Origin of the sequence: Streptomyces kronopolitis, from assembly GCF_014646275.1 — a bacterium.
GTDB lineage: Bacteria > Actinomycetota > Actinomycetes > Streptomycetales > Streptomycetaceae > Streptomyces > Streptomyces kronopolitis.
In genome coordinates, this window is record NZ_BMND01000018.1 from 85,254 (window position 1) to 102,086 (window position 16,833).

At 69.7% G+C, this 16,833-nt stretch carries 24 protein-coding genes and 2 pseudogenes; 24 read left to right on the forward strand and 2 right to left on the reverse strand.

What is annotated here, in order from left to right; genetic code table 11:
• Positions 1-133: 133 nt before the first annotated feature.
• The 12 genes and pseudogenes from IEY78_RS20025 (at position 134) to IEY78_RS34535 (ending at position 8,839) form a co-directional block, all read left to right on the forward strand.
• Positions 134-1,300 carry a DnaB-like helicase N-terminal domain-containing protein gene (locus IEY78_RS20025; protein WP_189100195.1) on the forward strand — a complete coding sequence of 389 codons (1,167 nt, stop codon included), beginning with the start codon at positions 134-136 and terminating at the stop codon, positions 1,298-1,300.
• 49 nt (positions 1,301-1,349) lie between these two features.
• Positions 1,350-1,925, forward strand: a complete 576-nt coding sequence (locus tag IEY78_RS20030) for a hypothetical protein (RefSeq protein ID WP_189100197.1) — start codon at positions 1,350-1,352, stop codon at positions 1,923-1,925.
• Between the two features lies 1 nt (position 1,926).
• A pseudogene (locus IEY78_RS34860) lies at positions 1,927-2,100 on the forward strand (DNA cytosine methyltransferase); the annotation flags it as partial.
• 121 nt (positions 2,101-2,221) lie between these two features.
• Positions 2,222-3,121, forward strand: a pseudogene (locus tag IEY78_RS20035) (DNA cytosine methyltransferase); the annotation flags it as partial.
• Between the two features lie 93 nt (positions 3,122-3,214).
• Positions 3,215-3,826: a DUF4913 domain-containing protein gene (locus IEY78_RS20040; RefSeq protein ID WP_189100198.1), complete on the forward strand. Its 612-nt coding sequence runs from the start codon at positions 3,215-3,217 to the stop codon at positions 3,824-3,826.
• Positions 3,823-4,587 (forward strand): glycosyl hydrolase, encoded by a 765-nt coding sequence (locus tag IEY78_RS20045; protein WP_189100199.1) that lies wholly within the window; start codon positions 3,823-3,825, stop codon positions 4,585-4,587. Before IEY78_RS20040 ends, IEY78_RS20045 begins: the two co-directional genes overlap by 4 nt.
• Positions 4,584-5,060, forward strand: a complete 477-nt coding sequence (locus IEY78_RS20050) for a hypothetical protein (RefSeq protein WP_189100201.1) — start codon at positions 4,584-4,586, stop codon at positions 5,058-5,060. The genes IEY78_RS20045 and IEY78_RS20050 overlap by 4 nt, the downstream gene beginning before the upstream one ends.
• Positions 5,057-5,710, forward strand: a complete 654-nt coding sequence (locus IEY78_RS20055) for a hypothetical protein (protein WP_189100203.1) — start codon at positions 5,057-5,059, stop codon at positions 5,708-5,710. Before IEY78_RS20050 ends, IEY78_RS20055 begins: the two co-directional genes overlap by 4 nt.
• On the forward strand, positions 5,707-6,525 hold the full coding sequence (locus IEY78_RS20060; RefSeq protein WP_189100205.1) for a large ATP-binding protein: 819 nt from the start codon (positions 5,707-5,709) through the stop codon (positions 6,523-6,525). Before IEY78_RS20055 ends, IEY78_RS20060 begins: the two co-directional genes overlap by 4 nt.
• Positions 6,526-6,546: 21 nt before the next feature.
• A complete protein-coding gene (locus IEY78_RS20065) occupies positions 6,547-7,389 on the forward strand; it encodes a winged helix-turn-helix transcriptional regulator (protein WP_189100207.1) in 843 nt (280 codons plus the stop codon).
• A 115-nt stretch (positions 7,390-7,504) separates the two neighbouring features.
• Positions 7,505-8,458: an SPDY domain-containing protein gene (locus tag IEY78_RS20070; protein ID WP_189100209.1), complete on the forward strand. Its 954-nt coding sequence runs from the start codon at positions 7,505-7,507 to the stop codon at positions 8,456-8,458.
• Between the two features lie 66 nt (positions 8,459-8,524).
• Entirely contained in the window at positions 8,525-8,839 is a 315-nt protein-coding gene (locus IEY78_RS34535) for a hypothetical protein (RefSeq protein ID WP_229700066.1), read from the forward strand.
• 182 nt (positions 8,840-9,021) lie between these two features.
• Here the strand turns inward: IEY78_RS34535 and IEY78_RS20080 are convergent, their stop codons facing one another.
• On the reverse strand, positions 9,022-9,288 hold the full coding sequence (locus tag IEY78_RS20080; RefSeq protein ID WP_189100211.1) for a hypothetical protein: 267 nt from the start codon (positions 9,286-9,288) through the stop codon (positions 9,022-9,024).
• 219 nt (positions 9,289-9,507) lie between these two features.
• Between IEY78_RS20080 and IEY78_RS20085 the strand changes: the two genes are divergently transcribed.
• The 8 genes from IEY78_RS20085 to IEY78_RS20120 all read left to right on the forward strand — a co-directional run bounded on the left by IEY78_RS20085 (position 9,508) and on the right by IEY78_RS20120 (position 12,426).
• Entirely contained in the window at positions 9,508-9,855 is a 348-nt protein-coding gene (locus tag IEY78_RS20085; RefSeq protein WP_189100214.1) for an SPDY domain-containing protein, read from the forward strand.
• 111 nt (positions 9,856-9,966) lie between these two features.
• Positions 9,967-10,326, forward strand: a complete 360-nt coding sequence (locus tag IEY78_RS20090; RefSeq protein ID WP_189100216.1) for a MarR family transcriptional regulator — start codon at positions 9,967-9,969, stop codon at positions 10,324-10,326.
• 19 nt (positions 10,327-10,345) lie between these two features.
• Positions 10,346-10,528 carry a hypothetical protein gene (locus tag IEY78_RS20095; protein WP_189100218.1) on the forward strand — a complete coding sequence of 61 codons (183 nt, stop codon included), beginning with the start codon at positions 10,346-10,348 and terminating at the stop codon, positions 10,526-10,528.
• Positions 10,529-10,578: 50 nt separating this feature from the next.
• Positions 10,579-10,839 carry a hypothetical protein gene (locus tag IEY78_RS20100; protein WP_189100220.1) on the forward strand — a complete coding sequence of 87 codons (261 nt, stop codon included), beginning with the start codon at positions 10,579-10,581 and terminating at the stop codon, positions 10,837-10,839.
• Positions 10,840-10,882: 43 nt separating this feature from the next.
• Complete coding sequence (locus IEY78_RS20105) at positions 10,883-11,095, forward strand: hypothetical protein (protein ID WP_189100221.1); 213 nt, start codon at positions 10,883-10,885, stop codon at positions 11,093-11,095.
• Positions 11,096-11,175: 80 nt separating this feature from the next.
• Positions 11,176-11,505, forward strand: a complete 330-nt coding sequence (locus tag IEY78_RS20110) for an esterase (RefSeq protein ID WP_189100222.1) — start codon at positions 11,176-11,178, stop codon at positions 11,503-11,505.
• Positions 11,506-11,606: 101 nt separating this feature from the next.
• On the forward strand, positions 11,607-11,861 hold the full coding sequence (locus IEY78_RS20115; RefSeq protein ID WP_189100223.1) for a MarR family transcriptional regulator: 255 nt from the start codon (positions 11,607-11,609) through the stop codon (positions 11,859-11,861).
• 334 nt (positions 11,862-12,195) lie between these two features.
• Positions 12,196-12,426, forward strand: a complete 231-nt coding sequence (locus IEY78_RS20120; protein ID WP_189100224.1) for a hypothetical protein — start codon at positions 12,196-12,198, stop codon at positions 12,424-12,426.
• A 70-nt stretch (positions 12,427-12,496) separates the two neighbouring features.
• Here IEY78_RS20120 and IEY78_RS20125 read toward each other — a convergent pair whose 3' ends face one another.
• Positions 12,497-13,099 (reverse strand): hypothetical protein, encoded by a 603-nt coding sequence (locus IEY78_RS20125; RefSeq protein WP_189100225.1) that lies wholly within the window; start codon positions 13,097-13,099, stop codon positions 12,497-12,499.
• Between the two features lie 805 nt (positions 13,100-13,904).
• On the opposite strand from IEY78_RS20125, the gene IEY78_RS20130 reads away from it, so the two are divergent.
• The 4 genes from IEY78_RS20130 (at position 13,905) to IEY78_RS20145 (ending at position 16,808) form a co-directional block, all read left to right on the forward strand.
• Positions 13,905-14,213: a hypothetical protein gene (locus IEY78_RS20130; protein WP_189100226.1), complete on the forward strand. Its 309-nt coding sequence runs from the start codon at positions 13,905-13,907 to the stop codon at positions 14,211-14,213.
• 464 nt (positions 14,214-14,677) lie between these two features.
• Complete coding sequence (locus IEY78_RS20135) at positions 14,678-15,319, forward strand: helix-turn-helix domain-containing protein (protein WP_268240295.1); 642 nt, start codon at positions 14,678-14,680, stop codon at positions 15,317-15,319.
• The gene (locus IEY78_RS20140) at positions 15,316-15,840 is read left to right on the forward strand and encodes a hypothetical protein (protein WP_189100230.1); all 525 of its coding nucleotides are present in this window, start codon (positions 15,316-15,318) and stop codon (positions 15,838-15,840) included. The genes IEY78_RS20135 and IEY78_RS20140 overlap by 4 nt, the downstream gene beginning before the upstream one ends.
• A 137-nt stretch (positions 15,841-15,977) precedes the next feature.
• The gene (locus IEY78_RS20145) at positions 15,978-16,808 is read left to right on the forward strand and encodes an SAM-dependent methyltransferase (RefSeq protein ID WP_189100232.1); all 831 of its coding nucleotides are present in this window, start codon (positions 15,978-15,980) and stop codon (positions 16,806-16,808) included.
• The last annotated feature ends 25 nt before the right edge of the window (positions 16,809-16,833 follow it).

Consider the following 16,833-nt stretch of genomic DNA (forward strand, 5'->3'; position numbering starts at 1 on the left):
TCGCCATCACGGATCCGGTGTTCACCGGCCAGCTGAACCGCTTCGCCACCGCGATGGCGGCAGCCGACCAGGCTGTCGCCGGTCGCCCCGTCCAGCAGGGCCAGCCTCCGGCCCGTCCCGATGGGAGGCGTCGATGAGTCCGCTGCTGGAAGCCGAGCAGGCGGTGCTCGGCGCGGTCCTGCTCGACCCCGGCCAGCTTCGACAGCTCGGCTGGCTCGCCCCGGAGCATTTCCACCGGCCCGTGCACCGGGCCCTGTTCGCCGCGATGCGCAAGCTCCACGCCGACCGCCACCCGGCATCGACGGCCGAGGACTCCGTCCCGCTGTCGTGGGTGACCGACACCGTGGCGGAGGCGGGACAACACGTCCGCGGGCTGACCGCGTCGCACGCTCACACCCTGATCTCCGCGTGTCCCCGCCCCGGGCATGCTCCCGTGTACGGGCGCATGGTGCTGGAGGGCGCGATCCACCGCAGCATCACCGCGCACGCGATCCGCCTGCACCAGGCTGCCCGCGCCGACGCCCTGCAAGGAGACGTCGAGGGAGCGGTGCGCTGTGCGGACGTGCTCCGCGACGTGCTCAACGATCTCGCACGACGTTGGGGCACCGAACCACGCCCCGTAGACCCTGGTATCCCGCCAGCCTCCAGTCCGGCCGCAGCTCCGCCGCCCGGTTGGGCAACGGGCGCCGAGGAGGAGCAGGTCCTTCTCGGCGTCCTGGCCGAGCGGCCGAAGGGCATGGACGAGGTGGTGGGCTGGCTGCGGCCGGCCGACTTCGCCGACCCCGCCTGCGGGGAGGTCTACCGGTGTCTCGGTGCACTGCATCACCGGGGCGAGCCCATCGACCGGATCACCCTGCTCTGGGAGGCCCAGCGACGCGGCCTGCTGGCCGACGGCACGCTGTCGCCCGGCCAGCTCGCCGCCATCTGCGACGGCATGGGTCCTGGCAGCGCCGAATGGCTCGGCGAGCAGGTGATGCGCTCCTCCGTCACCCGCACCGCGGCAGCCTCCGCCCGCGTCATCCGAGCGCTGGCGGAGAACGAGGCCCTGGCTCCCGGGCGGCTCATCAACCACGCGCTGCACGCGCTCGGTCCCCTCGACGAAGTGCGCACCCGCTGGCAGTCCGCGAAAGGACACCCCGCTCCGACACCCCCGGCTCCTTTGCCGAACGGGCCCCCTTCTGCGCAGGTGCACGCCGCCCTCGCCCGCAGTACACCGCGCCCGGTCTCGCCGCCCTCGGCACCATCGGGCTCTACCCCCAGCCCGGCCGCCGTGCGACCGCCCTCGCGCGGACACGGCTGAAATCTCCTCCCTCCCGCCCGTTGCCCGTCCTCCTCCTTGGGATTCACCCGTGAACAACACACCTGTGGCCGATGCCTGCGCCCTGCGCGCCACCGCATCCGCCTTCGATGCACAGCGCAACACGCTGCCTGTCCCCGGCGACCGCTCGCCCGACACCGTGGCCGTCGCACGGCAGATCTCCCAGCTCGGAACTCTGATCACCACCCTGGGCGACCAGGTTCTCTTCCGCGCCAACTCCGAGAACCAGGCACCCCACAGCGCGAGTGTGATCACGAGCTTCGCCGCCGTTGTGGCGCCCGCCGGCGAGGCGGCATCCGCTCTGGGCGCGGCGGTCCATCTGTACTCGTTCCTGGACCAGACCGAGCACCTCCGTGACCAGCCTGATGCCCGGGATGCTCGGGAGGGTGCGACGCGGGTGGCGGAAGGCGTCCTCCGCAAGGCGCACACAGCCCTCCGCGAAGTCGCCGACTCCCTTCACGCCGCTTCGGCGACGATCTCGCCCCCGTCCGCGCGGGTTCAGGCCGCCCGCAGCCGGTCCACGACCGCGGCTCCCGCTCCCACTGCACCTCCCGCTACCACTCCGGCATCAGCAGCTGCTGCCGACCGGATCACTCGGGGCCGGTGACATGGAGACCTCCGTCGCGCGCCCTCCGCTGGTCGGTTCGCTCTGCTCGGGGTACGGCGGGCTGGACCTCGGGGTGCAGTCCGTCCTCGGGGGCACGCTGGCCTGGCACGCCGAGGTCAATCCGGATGCCTCGCGGATCTTGGCCCGGCACTGGCCTGGCGTGCCCAACCTGGGCGACATCACGGCCGTCGACTGGGCCGCCGTCCCCCGGGTGTGCGTCCTGACGGCGGGCTTCCCCTGTCAAAGACGTCTCGGTCGCCGGCCGACGGGCCGGACTCAACTCCCAGACCCGTTCAGGGCTGTGGCTGCACGTAGCCCGTGCGGTCGAGGCCCTCCGCCCCTGCCTGGTTGTGATCGAGAATGTGCGCGGCCTCCTCACCTCCCCCGCCGGTTCCCCTGGCGACGTGGAACCCTGTCCGTGGTGTCTGGGAGACACCCCAGGTCAGCCTCCTTTGCGGGCACTCGGTGCCGTACTCGGATCCCTGGCCGACCTCGGGTACGACGCACGGTGGCTCGTGCTTCGTGCCTCGGACGTCGGAGCACCGCACCGTCGCGAGCGGACCTTCCTCGTCGCCTGGCCCGCCGAGCACCCTGCTCAAGACGCCGACCAGCAACCTCGCGAAGAACGGCGGCTCACAGCACCCCGCCAAGCGGAAGAGCGGCGGTCACGGGCCGAACCTGGCGGACGAGGTGGAGTGGCTGCTCCTGCCGACCCCGAAGGCATCGGACGGGATCAAGGGGTCGCCCAATCAGCGGAATGGCAATGGGGACTTGACCCTGCCGAATGCAGCGGCGTCGCTGTTGCCAGCGCCACAGGCCGGCGACACGAGCACAGCGGCCCACCGCTGTGGGAAAGGGTGGCGCCCTTCCTTGTCGGCGGTGGTCCTGCCGCTCTGGACGGAATCGGCTCCGGGAGCCGAGCAGACCGATGGGGCGTATACGCAGCCGCCATCGCCCGATGGGAGACGCTCACCCGTCCCGCACCCGAGCCCACCGATGCGGGCGGTCGGCTCCGTGCCGACTTCGTCGAGTGGATGCAGGGCCTCGATGACGGCTGGGTCACCGCCATCCCCGGGCTCGGACGACCGGCTCAGCTCACCGCGCTCGGCAACGGTGTCGTTCCCCAACAGGCTGCACGAGCCGTGCAGTTGCTGACACCGCCCTTCCCGCGGTGCCCGCGCTGCACGGCCGTGTAGCGCTCCACTACCGGGTTTTTCCGGCCGGGCCAAACCGCGGATTCTCCGCATCCTCTGGGGCATGTCGCCGTCTCACAGATGGAGAAAGCCCCGATGTCCGACACCGGCCCGACCACCCCCAACCCCGGCCCTGAGCCGTTCCGCGTCCCCGACGGGGACCTCGACGACCTCGCCAGCACCCTCGCCAAGACCATGGCCGAGGTCCGGCAGCACGGCGTCATCCTCGACCGCCTCGGCTCCGAGCCCGACCCCATACCCGCGGCCAGTCCGGCCACGGACGGCGCTCCGGAAGCCGAGGCGGCGGACGACGAGCAGGCAGACGGCCCCGCCTCGGTGTTCATCCTCGCCTTGGGCGGCAAGGCATACGCTGCCGAACTCGTGGCACTCAGCGACTGGGTGAACCACCTCTTCCTCCCCGTGTACGGCCGGGAGATCAGCACGAATCGTCCGTGGTGCGCGCAGTGGCACGAACACCCCGAGGCCGTCGCGCGGCTGCACGCCCTCTGGCTCGCGTGGCAGCAGTTCACTGATGCGCAGGCCGGCCTGTCCGGTCCTTCGACCTGGCACCGCGACCACCTGGACCAGGCCCTGGCCCACCTCCGTGCTCCCGACGGCCCCTTCGCCGCGTGCACGACGAGCCCCACCCGGCCCAACCATCGCGTGCTGACCACGCCCGTGCCCGAGCAGTTGGGACCGGCGGCATGAGGGACGTACTCGACTTCCACCTCGACGATCTCGTGCCCGCCGACGCGGATTCCGAGTACGTCGAGCAGCGGCTCTGGTCCGGTGACCTGACGGTCCTGGCTGAACACCACACGACCGCCAACGGCTATGTGGTCGCCCACGACGGGTCGGTCACGTGGGGTGTTCCCGGCAGGCCACAGGTATCCGCGATCAAGATCGCGCGGGATCCCAGCCTGAACACCTTCACCCTGGAGACGAGCTACCACGCCACGGTGTCCTTCGCCCAGAGCTGGTTGATCGAGCACGGATGCCCGCCCGGGCGCATCGCTCGGGTCGGCGACGGCTTCATGAAGCCCGCCGACAACCTCACGGTCCGGGTCGAACAGCAGATTCGAGAGTCAGGCTCTCGCTACGAGGTCCTCGACACCCAGACCTGGGACTTCGACCCCTGCGAGACGTGGACGCTGACCCGCGACTCCCACACCGATCAGGCACCGATTCGCGTCTTCCTCGAAGAAGGGGACCGCGAAGCCCATACGTACACGATGCGTGAGGGTGCCTTCGCCGACGAGGTCACGGCCCGCCGCTGGCTGGACGACCGGAGCACCCCGCTGCCGTGTCCGCCGGAATACCGCGTCGAGGCCACCGGCCTCCGGACCCGCGCTGCCCTCGCCCGCTCCCCCGGTGCTTCCGCGATACCGAAGGCCGGCCTCGATACCCGCGCCCTCCAGGCGCCGTCGGCAGGAGCAGCTCCGCGGCCGGATTCTGGGAGGTCGATGTGAGCCGCGCCCGCTTCGCCTTCGCCGCGCACCCCGATGCCATCGCGGACCTGCGGGAACTTCCGGATCGTGTACGCGACTTGGCTCTTCTGGAGCTGCAGAACCTGGTCCACGGAAGCGACGACTGCCTGCCGTTGAAGGGCCGCCTCTCGGGCTTCCACAAGGTCTTCGTCGACCCGTCCGTCTCCTACCGGATGGTCATCCAGTTCCGCCCGGCCCCGCCCACCTCGAATCACACGCGCGAGATCTATCTCGTTGCCGCCGGCAGTCGGAAGGACTACGCGGTCTACCGCTCGGCCCACCTCCGCACCGGCCGGCAGCAGGACACCGAGCTGGTGTCCTCCACCGAGGCGCGTGTGCAGGCCGCCCAGTCCCGCTCCTCCCTCGTGGCCGAACGCCCGACGGCCGCCCCAGCCCCCTCTCCCTCAGCAGTGCCGCCCACGAGCGCAGCCCCCCGAAAGGCCCCCCAGCGATGACCACCGACCGCACCTCTCTGCCCCGTACTGAACTGGCCGGCCTTCTCGCTGATGCCGCACAGAGCGTCTCCGGGATCCTCACCGCCGAGTACTCGACGGCCGCCAGCCGTTCCTACCTGCACCCCGTGCTGGGTGCGCTCTCCGCCGGGCCCCAGGTGGTCTGCGAGCTGAACGACCAGCTCGAAGAGCTGGTCGAGCCCGCTACACCGGCGGGCCTGTTCACGCTGGCCTCCTTCGCCGCCGCGCTGGGTTGGCTCACCGAGTCCCTCGCCGAGCTGACCACCTCGGTCGACCAGATTTGCACCCGCGCGGGCATCCCCACCGAACCCCGGGCCCCGGGCGTCGCCACGCCCGGCGCCGAGCCGGACGGCGAGTTCGACTTCGCCTTCAGCGCGCTGGAGTTGGCGGCGATCCGCACCGCGGCCGAGGCTGCCGGCCTCCCGCCGGGCGACTACGTCGAGGTGCTCTCCGAGTCGCTGCTCGCCGCCTCCCGTATCACCGACGCCTGCATGGAGATCTCCAGCGGCCTCCTCGAAGACGCCGCGTACGTCCTCGACGAGGCAACCGACCACGTCTGGCTCGGCGACGGGCCCAACGACCTGCCCACGCTGGTCCGTTCTCTGCTCGCCCGGATGGAGGCGGCAGAGTGAACCCGTACGACGCGAACACACACCCCGGGACACATCTCGTTGCCGAGACGCTCGGCATCTCAGAAATCAGCACGCCCAACATCACGCACCGCCCCGGCGAACCGCTGTACCAGTCCGCGACGCGGATGATCGGGGCCGCGCACGAGTTGGACGAGCTACACAACCGAGTGACGGACGCGGCCAAGGACGCTCTCCGGCTGCTCGAACCCGTTGGTCGCGGTGAACTCCGCGGTGCACGGGTCTCGTACGCGTTGCTGCGGACTGCCGTCCCGAAGATCGGGGATCTTCTCAGCCAGCAGGACCGGGCGTACGACCAGCTCGTCGGGGCGATCTCCGCATATCAGCGCCTTCTGCCCGGTGCGGGTGCTGCTGAGCACTCGGAAGCATCCGCCCCAGACAGGCCGGCGCCGACATCGGGCATGGCGAGCACACCTACGGCCGGGCCGCCGGCGCCCTCCCCCGAACAGTTGCGTGCTCTCGAAGAGATCAAGCGCAGCAGGGTGTGGCTGAAAGAGCGCGTAATGCGCTCCGGCCTCCGTGTCGCCACCGAAGCGGGGGCGCAACGCCTCGACATCGCCACGGTACTGACGATGCACGAGGCGGGATGGGTCGAGCGCGACACCAGCACCACTCTGCGTCTCGGTCAGCGGCTAGCACTCACGACACTCGGCGAAAGCGTCTTCCGCACCGGATGCAGTGCCGATCTCCGTGTCGCCGCGGCTCTGCACCGTGGCGCACAAAGCACGGCGCCAACGCGTCCGTCGACGAACCCGGCAGCTCCGCCACCCGCGGCAAAGCCCGGCCTCTCCCGCTGACCTTCCCGATAGGACCCTTCCATGCCCACCCCCGCTCAGCCCCCCACCTTCTCCATCGGTTCGCTCGATGCTCAGCGCGTCGAGGACGCGCTCTCCCTGATAGCACCGAAGTGGAGCACCTGGTCGGCGCAGACCCTGGCGCAGCAGGGCCGCCCCATGCGTGTGCGCGAGGTCGCCGCCCGGCTCCCCTTCATCAGCCAGCAGCTCGTCGCCCAGCGGCTGGCCACGATGCGCTCGGACGGACTGGTCAGCCGCGCCGACGGCAGCCACGGGGCTCAGTACCAGCTCAGCGCACTCGGCAAGTCGCTGTCTCCGGTGCACCGTGCCTTGTCGGACTGGTCCCAGGACTACCTGTCGCTCGGCAAGGTGGCCGGAGCCGAACGGGTCGAGGACGCCGTGCGGCGTCTGCATCTTCGGCATTCGACCGCCGTGATCCAGCTCCTCGATGAGGGCGGCCCCATGCGGTTCGTCCACATCGCCGAGGAGGCCGGTCTGGACAACGGCCTCACCCGGTATCGGCTCAAGCGACTTCAGGCCGACGGCCTGGTCACCCGCATAGGCCCGCGCCACGGCGACCCCTACGTCCTGACCGACGCCGGTCGGGCACTGGGCCCCGTCTACTCGGCCGCCGAGCGCTGGAGCAACCCCGTCGCCGCACGGAACAACGCCGCACCTCCGGCCTCCGTCAGGGCGACCACGCGGACCCTTACGAGCGTCCCGCTGGGGTCGGACAGCAGCCGGACCTCAGCGGCCCTGCGCCGGAGCACCGCCGCGCCGAGCACTCTCTTCAGCCATGCCCCGCAGCCCGAGCCGCGGGTGCCGGCGGCCGTGACCGCCCAGTCAGCCCCGGGGCGGGGTCGGTGACCGTCATGACGCCGAGAGCCCGCCGCCTCTCCTCATTGGCCGACGCCCGCGTGCAGTCCAGCACTCTGTGCCGCTGCACGCGGGCGCGTTCTCCCCCACGCCCCGGAGCTTCGACATGCACACCCCTGATGCCCGGCACCTCTACGAGGAGGTGCTGGTCAGTCCGATGTACCTGGCCGGTTCCAACGGGACCGGCGACGCCGGCTTCGCACCCGTCGCCCACTGGCCACACCACTACCTCGACGATGGGCCTTGCCAGCTCCTCGTCACCTCGCCCGACCAGCGGATCCGGATCGGCTGGTTCGGCGATGACTTCGAGCTGTGGAGGATCAGCGCGGCCACGGAGGCCGCCTCAGCAACCCGCTGGACGGCCACCTTCAACCACGTCACCCCGTCCGAGATCGTCGCCGGCCTCACCACCGCCCTGGCCCACGACTACGCCGAGGCCGACCCCTACGACAGCAACGGACGCTTCCTGGCGGACCCGTCGAGCTACTGGGAAGACGCCGCCCGGCCGCTGACCGACGCCGGCTGGAAGCGCGGCGTCCCCATCAAGCCCGGCACGGTCGAGATCGTCGCCCCCGACGGCCAGGCCGGCGCCGTAATCGACAGGCGCAGCTACGGCCCGGATGACGAGGCCGTCATCCTGTGGGCCGGTCCACCGGGCTGGGGCACTCGGGCGGAAGCGGTGTTCACCACCCGCACCCCGTCCCACCTGATCGCCGCGACCGCGGCCGTCATGGCAGATTCGACCCCGGTGATCCGTGAGCGGCATCAAATCGATCGCGAGATGGAGCACCTGGTCACGCTGACCCCAGCCGCCCCGGACGCTCCGGCTGTGCCGGCCGCCGAGCCCTCGGTCTCCCGCGCTCCGACCCCGCTCGACGTGCGGCGCACCGCTGTCACCCAGGCCGTCCATCGCGCCGCACGCGCCCCGCGGACTGCCGCCGAACTCCGCGTCATGGCCGCCCGCAGTCGCACCGCGACTTCGACACGGACCGGGGCACCCAACCCCGTGCCCGCAGCCGTGCCACTGCTCAACCCGTCGGCTCCTCGCCGCAGCCGCTGACTCCCACCCCGGACCCTCCGGGACCTCGCTTCGCCGAACAGCACCTCCGAATACGGGAGTTCCGCCATGCCCGACGCCACCGCACTCGACCAGGCCACCGCCATGATCGAGAAAGCCTGGGGCCATCCGATCGACGCTCTGGAAGCCCTGGCGGTCCGCAGCCCCTGCGCGGACCCGCTCCTGCGCTCGGCCATGCATACCCGTACGGCCCTGAACGTCACCGACCACGCGGTGTCCGTTCACCAGGACCGTCTGCACGCCCTGACCCGCTTGGGTACGTACCGGGCTTCTACGAAGAAGACCAGATCACCGGAGCGTCGGTCGACCTCCGCATGGCCCAGACGGAGAGCCGTGCGTATCTGCAGGCGATCCAGCGCGTGATCAAGGCCCGTGAAGCCGCCACACCCGCGGCCCGGGCCCCGGCAGTCCGGCTGGCCCAGGCCGCTGTCACCCGCTCCGGGCATTCCTCGCCCGCCCTGGGCCGGTTGCCCGAGCAGCCCGCTCCTTCGGCCGCTGTCGGCCCGCCCGGGGCCGGACGGGGGCCGCACCGCTGAGCGGTCCGGTCAGGCGAGGTCCTCGTCGCGGTGGGCGTCCCCGATGCGGGAGTTCACCGCGCGGGCCAGCTCCTCCACCGTCAACTCGACGCGACGCCCCTCTGCGATCCTGGCCTCCACCACCGCATCCTCGTCCCGCCGTCCGTCGGACTGCGAACCGACGGCCCACTGGCCGTCGTCGACCATCGCGATGTCGCCCACCGTCCACGGCCGCCCGGCCGCAAGGATCTTGCGCTCCAGCCCGGCGCCGTCCCGGTGTCCGCTCGGCTCCGCCACTCGTGCTCCCCCCTTCGATTCCGTGCAGCCCGTTGCCGCAACCCGTATAGGACAACCGCGTCCGCCGATCCATTCCCGGGCCCCGGCGAACTGCTGACGTCCGCCAGTTCGCCCACGGCAGACGCCACTTCCCGGGAACGGACTACGTACTTCGGCACACTGCATGTCAACGTACGGGTGTTGGGAAAAACCGCAGGTCAACGAAGGGATCGTGCAACCGTGACCGCCTCCACCGCCCTCCTTCCCGCCGTCGTCCGCCCCGCTGTGGAAGACCGCCAATGGCTCTCCTCCGACCACTGCGCGGACACGGTGCTCGACCTCCTCGACAACCTCGGCTGGACACTCGTCGACACCCCGGAGGCCAACGTCCACGCGATGAGCCCGGACGGCCGGGTCTACGTCGGCTGGCTCCCCGAGAACCCCACCGCCTGGAAGCGCAACATCGTCTGGCAGGTCCGGGTGCAGCCCACCGAAGGCGACCCGTGGGTGCAGGAGTTCGGCCTCCACACCCCCTCCGAAGGCGTCGCCGGGTTCATCGCCGCCCTCGTCGCCCACTCCTCCCGCTGAACCACCGGGCGGGCCCGTGGCGGCCCGCCCCGTTCACCGGCACTCGTCCGGACCCCGCCTCGTCGGTCCGGTCCGTCTCCCCACCCTTCTCCGAAAGGGCACGCACTGCATATGACCATCTACGGCGACGACTTGATCCGGATCACGCACCGGGCCACCGGCCTGAGCGCCTGCGCGTTCGGCGTCTACGACGCCGTCGCTGGCGCCGGCTCGGATGTGCACGGCCTCGTCATGACCTACTGCGGGGCGGTGCTGGCGTACACCACGGGCAGCTTCCTGGACTACCTGCGTCGCCGCGACACCCAGCTCGTTGCCCACCTCGCGGGCAACCCCGGCTCGTCTCTCCCCCAGATCTGCGCCGCTACCGGCCTGCACGAGGACCAGGTCGGCAGCTCGCTCCAGCGCCTGACCCGCGATGGCCTGCTGCTCCCGGAGAGCGGTGCTGCGGTCGCTTACCGCCTCTCCCGCTGACTCCGGGAGGCGTCCGACCGTGCGCATGCTCCTGGCCACCCGCCCCGGCTACCGCCGCAAGTGCTCCTACGCCCGACTCTGCACCTGCTTCTGCCTCCCCGGCCAGTACGGCCGCCACGCCAAGCGCCTCCGCCGCCGTGCCGCGCGTCATGCCGAACGACGCCAGTGGCAGCGCGACCTCTTGGCCGCGCACACCCGGTAGTCGTCGCCCCGGCCGACCGATCACCCCACCCCACCCACGAGGAATCGACCATGCCCTTCCGCGCCCCGCTCACCAACCACCACGCCGATCACAGTCTTTGCCCGGCGGACCACAAGCACACCAGCTCCGGCAAGCCGCTCCACCCCGACTGTCCCGGTCGCGCCTACACGCAGGCCATCTGCTCGTGCGGCGACTGGGAGATGAAGCAGTCCGGCAAGGGCTACGTCAGCGAGAGCCGCAAGCGGCACCTCGCCACCCACACCCAGGGACCAAAGGCCGTTCGCGACCTGCTGCGTCTCGACGGTTCCTGACTTCCCCCGGCTCCGCCGTCCCGCACCACTCTCGGAGATTCCCGTGCCCCTTCACCTGACCGTCGGCCACCTGCTCCGCCAGCTCCAGAACATCGACCCCAGCCTTCCGATTCGCCTCGCCATCAACCCCGACTTCCCCTTCGCCCACTACGTGGGGACCGACGTGGTCGTCCGGGACGGCAAGGCGTTCATCGCCGAGGACGGCCAGGAGGACTACCTCCCGACCGCGGTCAACGACGCCCTCGACTGGGCCTGACCACAGCTTCGGAGGCTCCTATCTCGTCTCGATCCCGCCCGTCCCACGTCCTTCCGCTGCACGGCCTCGCCGAGCGCCCCATGCCAAACGGGGTCCGAGGCGCGCTGGTCCAGCGCGTCTCCGCCCGGCCCGACGGACCACTCGACGTCACCTGGCTCGCCACCGAAACCCCGAGAATCGCCCTCGGCCGCATCCACCTGAGCTGGGAGCCCGCCTCCGTCGCAGGGTGGGACGTCACCGCCCACCTGGGCCTGGCCACCGCCGAGGTGCATCTCGCCTCCTGGCCTGCCGCCCCGGACGACTGGCCGCGCCTGGTCCGCCCGACCCTCCACGAGGTGCTCGGGCTGAGCGCCGCCCTCGCAGTCGCGACCGCCGCCCTCGACCTCTCGAACCGCCTCGCCCAGGTCTGACCGAAACCGCACAAGGCCGCCCTCGCCGATCAGGCAGGGGCGGCCTTGCCGTACGCCCGGCCGCGTTGCGTACGCTCATCCCGACGAACGAGGAGGACACGATGGCCGACGACCAGCAACTCTGGGGGTACCCGGAGGTCGCCGCCCACCTGGGCATCAGCGTCAGCGCCGCCCGCAACCGCAAGAGCCGAGGCACCCTGCCCGCGCCCGACGACACCACCGTCCCGGACCGGCCCCGCTGGAGGCCGGCCACGTTCCAGGGCTGGAAGCCGGTCGGCCGGGGGTTCCGCAGTGACCTGCACGGCGAGTCGGCTCCCCCCGCGTCACCGACGGCCTCCGGACAAGGAGCGTCATGAACAAGTTCGTCGTCGGTTCCTCCCTGGTCGCCGCCGCCGGAGCGGTCACCGCCATCGCCACCGCTACGGCACCTGCAGCATCGCCCTGTTCGCGGTCGCAGCCGGCGCCATCGGCGCCTACCGGATCAGCCGGTCCCAGGACGCCGCCAACGACCGCGCCGTCCTGCACCGGCTACGAGAAGCACCCCAGACGTCCGTCGACGACCTCTCCGACGATCTTGGGCTTCGCTCTGCTGCATTTCGCCTCAGCATCCACCGTTTGACCAGGTCCGGCGAGCTGCCCGCGAACGCCGATTCCACTGACTGACGGCACGTTGCCCCCTAGGCTCAGGGCATGACCGACTCGCCAATGCCATCCCCGCCGTTTCCCTCGCCCGACAACGCCGCGCTCCAGGTAGTCGTCAGCAACGCCATCGCAGCGGTCCACAGCGGCGACGCCACGATGGAGGAGGCGATCCTGCACGCGGCCGTCCACGGCTGGTACGAGGGACATATCCAGGGCGAGGACGAATGCCCCGGATGCGACTTCCGAGGTGGGCTGCCGAAGAACGCCAACCGCGGCTGACCGTCCTGCAGCGGCGAGGAGCGCCACTGACATGCCGGTGGCGCTCCTCGCCGCTTGGTACCTCGCTCGCCTAGGACTTATCGAAATCTCTGGTCAAGCTGGTGGGGTTGCTGGAGGAGGCCAACGGTGTTCGACGGGTGGTTTCCTCGTCTGCGTCTGCAGTGACGCCCAGATCACGACGCATCGCCTCTTTCGTGACGCTTATCAGAGGCCAGAGCGCATGCTGCGCTTCAGCGGCTGACTGCAGGGTCTCGCCCGGCCGGGGGTTTCCCTGTTCGAGGCGCTTGATTTGGCCGTAGATCCCGGTCAGCGCTTCGTTCAGTTCGTGAGCCGGAACAATCACGGCGTCGGGGGCAACCATCAGGGCCTCGGACCACCGGTCACGGTAGGCATCCTTGGTTCCCTCCAACGCCGACACGTCCTCCTGCCCGAGCGTGCGATCCCGCATGACGTACAAGTGCCGGCTGAGCGCCGTGGCGAACTGCCTGGCTTCCCGGTGCAGTTGTGTGTAGCAGCTGCGGCGTAGCTCACGATTGTCGCGAGCGTCCTGGATGACATGGACCATCTCCAACTCGCGCTTCTTGGCGCGGTCGGCGCCCCGCTGGGTAAGCAACGCACCCCCGAGAGTTCCCGCTACACCAGTGATCGAAATCAGTACCGCCCCCACGTCCATCCGAGCACCCTAGACCGCGTCACGTGCCGACCGGATCAACACGGCAATCACAACGCGCCGCCTCGATCGCTGCGAGTGCTGGCCCATAAGAAGGGCCCTGGTTGTTCTGTCGGGTGAAGCCGAGGGTGGCCGGCCCTCCGGGCGATGGGCACGGGCCGGCAGACGCTCACCCGCCGAGAGCGACCGAACCGCCGAACACATCAGATGTGACACAAGTCACGACAGTTCCCACGAAGACCCTTACTGCCTCGTAGTGCCGTTTGCAGGCAAAGCGCACAGTTGCGACACAACGCCCCTCCGAAGTGAGCAATGGGTACTCTGTGAAGTTTTCCGAAGGGGGGCCTCACGCACCGTAACTGTAAATTGCATTCGCGAAGTTTGCTTGATTCCCGTTAGCTCGTGCATGAGGATCGGACGTGACGATTCCGGATCCGAGAAGAGGGCCTGTCATTCCCTGATCGATCGGCAGGGCCTTTGAGCAGGGGACCTGATGAGTGGAGATCGGAATTGCCCATTCTTGAAGCAGATGTATGACATCTTCTCGGCCAGACTTGACCATATTGCCAAACAGAATGAACGAAATCTGAGGCTAAGGGAGCCCGAGCGATCGCCTGTTGCATGCGGGATGCTTTCCCATCTTGGGAAAATTTCCCGGGGCAGTGAAAACGGGAGTGAAGCACTCCGCCGTACAGCTAATGTGGAATGACAGCGCGCAGCGGAGTGATGGCACGCTGTGCGCAGGCGGTCTCGGGGTGAGGCCCGAGACCGCCCGGCAGGCCATCGTCAACCCTTGAAAGGTCTAACTGTGACCGTGGAAAGCAACCGGGAACAGCCTGATGTTCCCCCGGTCGTTCCATTCCCGATTATCCCTGCCCCTGAGGGTCCCAAACCCCGCGGCGCGAATCTGTATGAGCTGCGTATCTGCGCCAGCCTCTTCTTCGTCGTCCTGTTCACCTTGCTGGGACTCGTCGTGGTCCCGACGGTGTGGCCGGGCTGGGAGGAGCTGCCCGGCCTCTGGCCGCTCGTCTGGCCGCTCGTCCTGCCTCTGATCGGCCTCTTGGTCGCGCTGTCCAAGCGCAGCTACCTGCGTTACGTCCGCGTGCGCCAGGTCTGATCTCCACCACTGTGGGGGACCGTCGCGCGGCGGTCCCCCACGGGTCGCTACCTGCCGCCGGCGGGCCCGCTCGGGCGTGTGGGCGGGGTAAAGGGAGGGGTGCAGGGATGTCAGACGCCTCACGCGAGGCCGGGTGCGGGTACTGCGGCAAGACCATCGTCCAGCGTCCTGGTGGCGGACACCCACGCGACTACTGCGACGACGGCCACCGCCGACGCGCTCAGCGTAGACGGGACCGCGAGCTCCAGGCTGCAGTCCCCCAGCTCACCCACCGCTTCATCGCGGCGGAAATCAGCCTACGTGCCGACGAGTTGGTGACGGCATGTTTCAGTGACGTTCCCCTCGACGGAGTCCTGGAGCTGGCGGCGAGGATCGTGGACGACGCCGAATGTGTAGCTGCGGCCGCGGTGGTCGACGAGCGCTCCGCAGGCCGAACCTGGGCGGACATCGGCGCAGCGGCCAGGATGAGTGAGGGGCAGGCCAGGGCGCGCTGGGGCGGTCCACGCTCCGCTCAGCGGCTGACTGCCCGTGACCCAGCACCGTGGGCCGGTCAGCCGCACAGCCTTCCTCCGGGCGCCTGCGGAGCGGCCACTCGCCCCGACCGGGGTGCGAGGCAGGCTGCGGCTGCTCTCGGCCGGGCCCTGCGTACGTTGCGGGCGCGTTCGGGTCTCGACCTCGACGACGTCGCGGCCGAGGCTGGGATGCCGCTCTTCGCGGTGCGCTGGGTGCTGGAGGGGCAGGTGGTGGTCCCGTGGACCGCCACCTACACGCTGGTGCACCTGTTGGGCGGGCAGCCCGGAGACCTTCGTCTGCTGTGGCAGTCCGCGTCGCAGTCTGTTCCCCGTGTGCCCGACGCGCCGCGCCTCGGCAGCCAGATCGCCGCAGGGTTGCGCGGTGCCCGGCTCGCCGCGGGCTACCCCACGGCAGCAGCCGTGAGTCCCCCCGGGCTCACCGAGGCGGAAGCTGAGGCTGTTTTCGACGGGCGACTCGTACCGGAGTGGAGGGTGCTGTGCGAGATGCTGCTGTGGCTGGGCGCCGATCCGCAGCCCTTCAGGGGCCTGTGGGAGGCTCATCGGGCGGCCCGAGGCCAGGGGCGGTCCACATGATCCGTACGAGCTGTCGGCCGCTACGCGTGACGGGCGAACGCATGCCGGCCGCCTTCTGCCTCGAATACGCTGCCTTCCGCGAACTCCACCTCGACTGGTACCTGCGCTACGCGTATGTACGGACGGGTGAATGGACGCGAGCGACCCATTGTGTCAAGGCGGTCTTCGACGCTCTCAGCGCAGGCTGGGCAACGGCCCTGCGCAGCGCCTGCCCCGCCGCCCGCGCGTGGCAGCTGCTGCGCGACCAAGCCGGCGAGCGAACGAGCTGTGCCGAGGGGCACAGCTGGAGCATTCACTGCCTGCTCCACGACGCCCAGGCCGACACGGTCCTACTGCACCACCGCCTTGGCCTCTCAATCACGCAGACTGCCGGCCTGATGGGGCTCGAAGACCATGCGGTGCGTGCCCTGCTGCGCAGCGCCGAGCGCGCAATTGAGGGGTTCCCCCCCTGCGTCGCCTCACGCCTGCGTACCGCGAGAAGTTCGACGGCGCACGACACCGCTCTGTGTGCCTGGGAGTGATTCGTACTACTCGAAGTCGGTAACAGGGCTCTGCTGACGCCCATTTAGCCGACTGGCGGGCCTGCTGCACGGCTCCTACGATGGATCTCCTCAACCGAGGACATCGCCCTGGACCAAGGGCTGCGAGGAGTTGACGCATGGCCTACGGGGAGAAACCCCAACCTCGCCCCCCCATCGACACAACCACCCCTAGTGTCGCCCGCATGTACGAATATCTCTTAGGAGGCAGTCAGCACTACGAGGCCGATCGGAAAGCCTGTGCCGATCTGCTCAGCATCGCGCCCAGCACACAGCAACTGGCCCGAACCAACCGAGAGTTCCTCCGCAGGGTGGTCCGCATCCTTGCCCGGGACATGGGCATCAGGCAGTTCCTCGACCACGGTTCGGGACTGCCCACCCTGGACAACGTCCACGAAGTCGCCCAGCGCATCTCGCCCGATGCCAAGGTCGCCTACGTCGACAACGACCCCATGGTCCTCGCCCACGGCCGTACGCAACTGCACGAGAACGACAACGTCATGGTCATCGACCAGGACATGCGCGAGACACAGAAGATCCGCGCCGCCACCGACGCCTTCCTCGACTGGAATCAGCCGATCGCGGCTCTCTTCGTATCCGTCCTGCACTGCCTTCCCGACACCGATGACGAGCGAGACCCCGCAGCTCTGATAAAGCGTGTAGCGGCCGAACTCCCTGTCGGCAGCTACATGGTCATCTGCCAGCTCGTCAGCGAGGACACGACGGTACGGCACAGCGTCACGCGTCTCATGGCCAAGGCGACCCACGACCGGTGGGGCCGGGTGCGCGAAAGGCACGAGGTCCGAAAGTACTTCGACGGCATGACCATCATCGACCCGCCCGGTCTCGTCGACGTCATCGACTGGCAGCCCGACAATCCTCCGCCGCCCATCCATCTGCGCCCGACCGACTGGATCGAGTGGGGCGGCGTCGCCAAGATCGAGGCTTGACCTGGCCGTCCCCGGCTAACGCCGG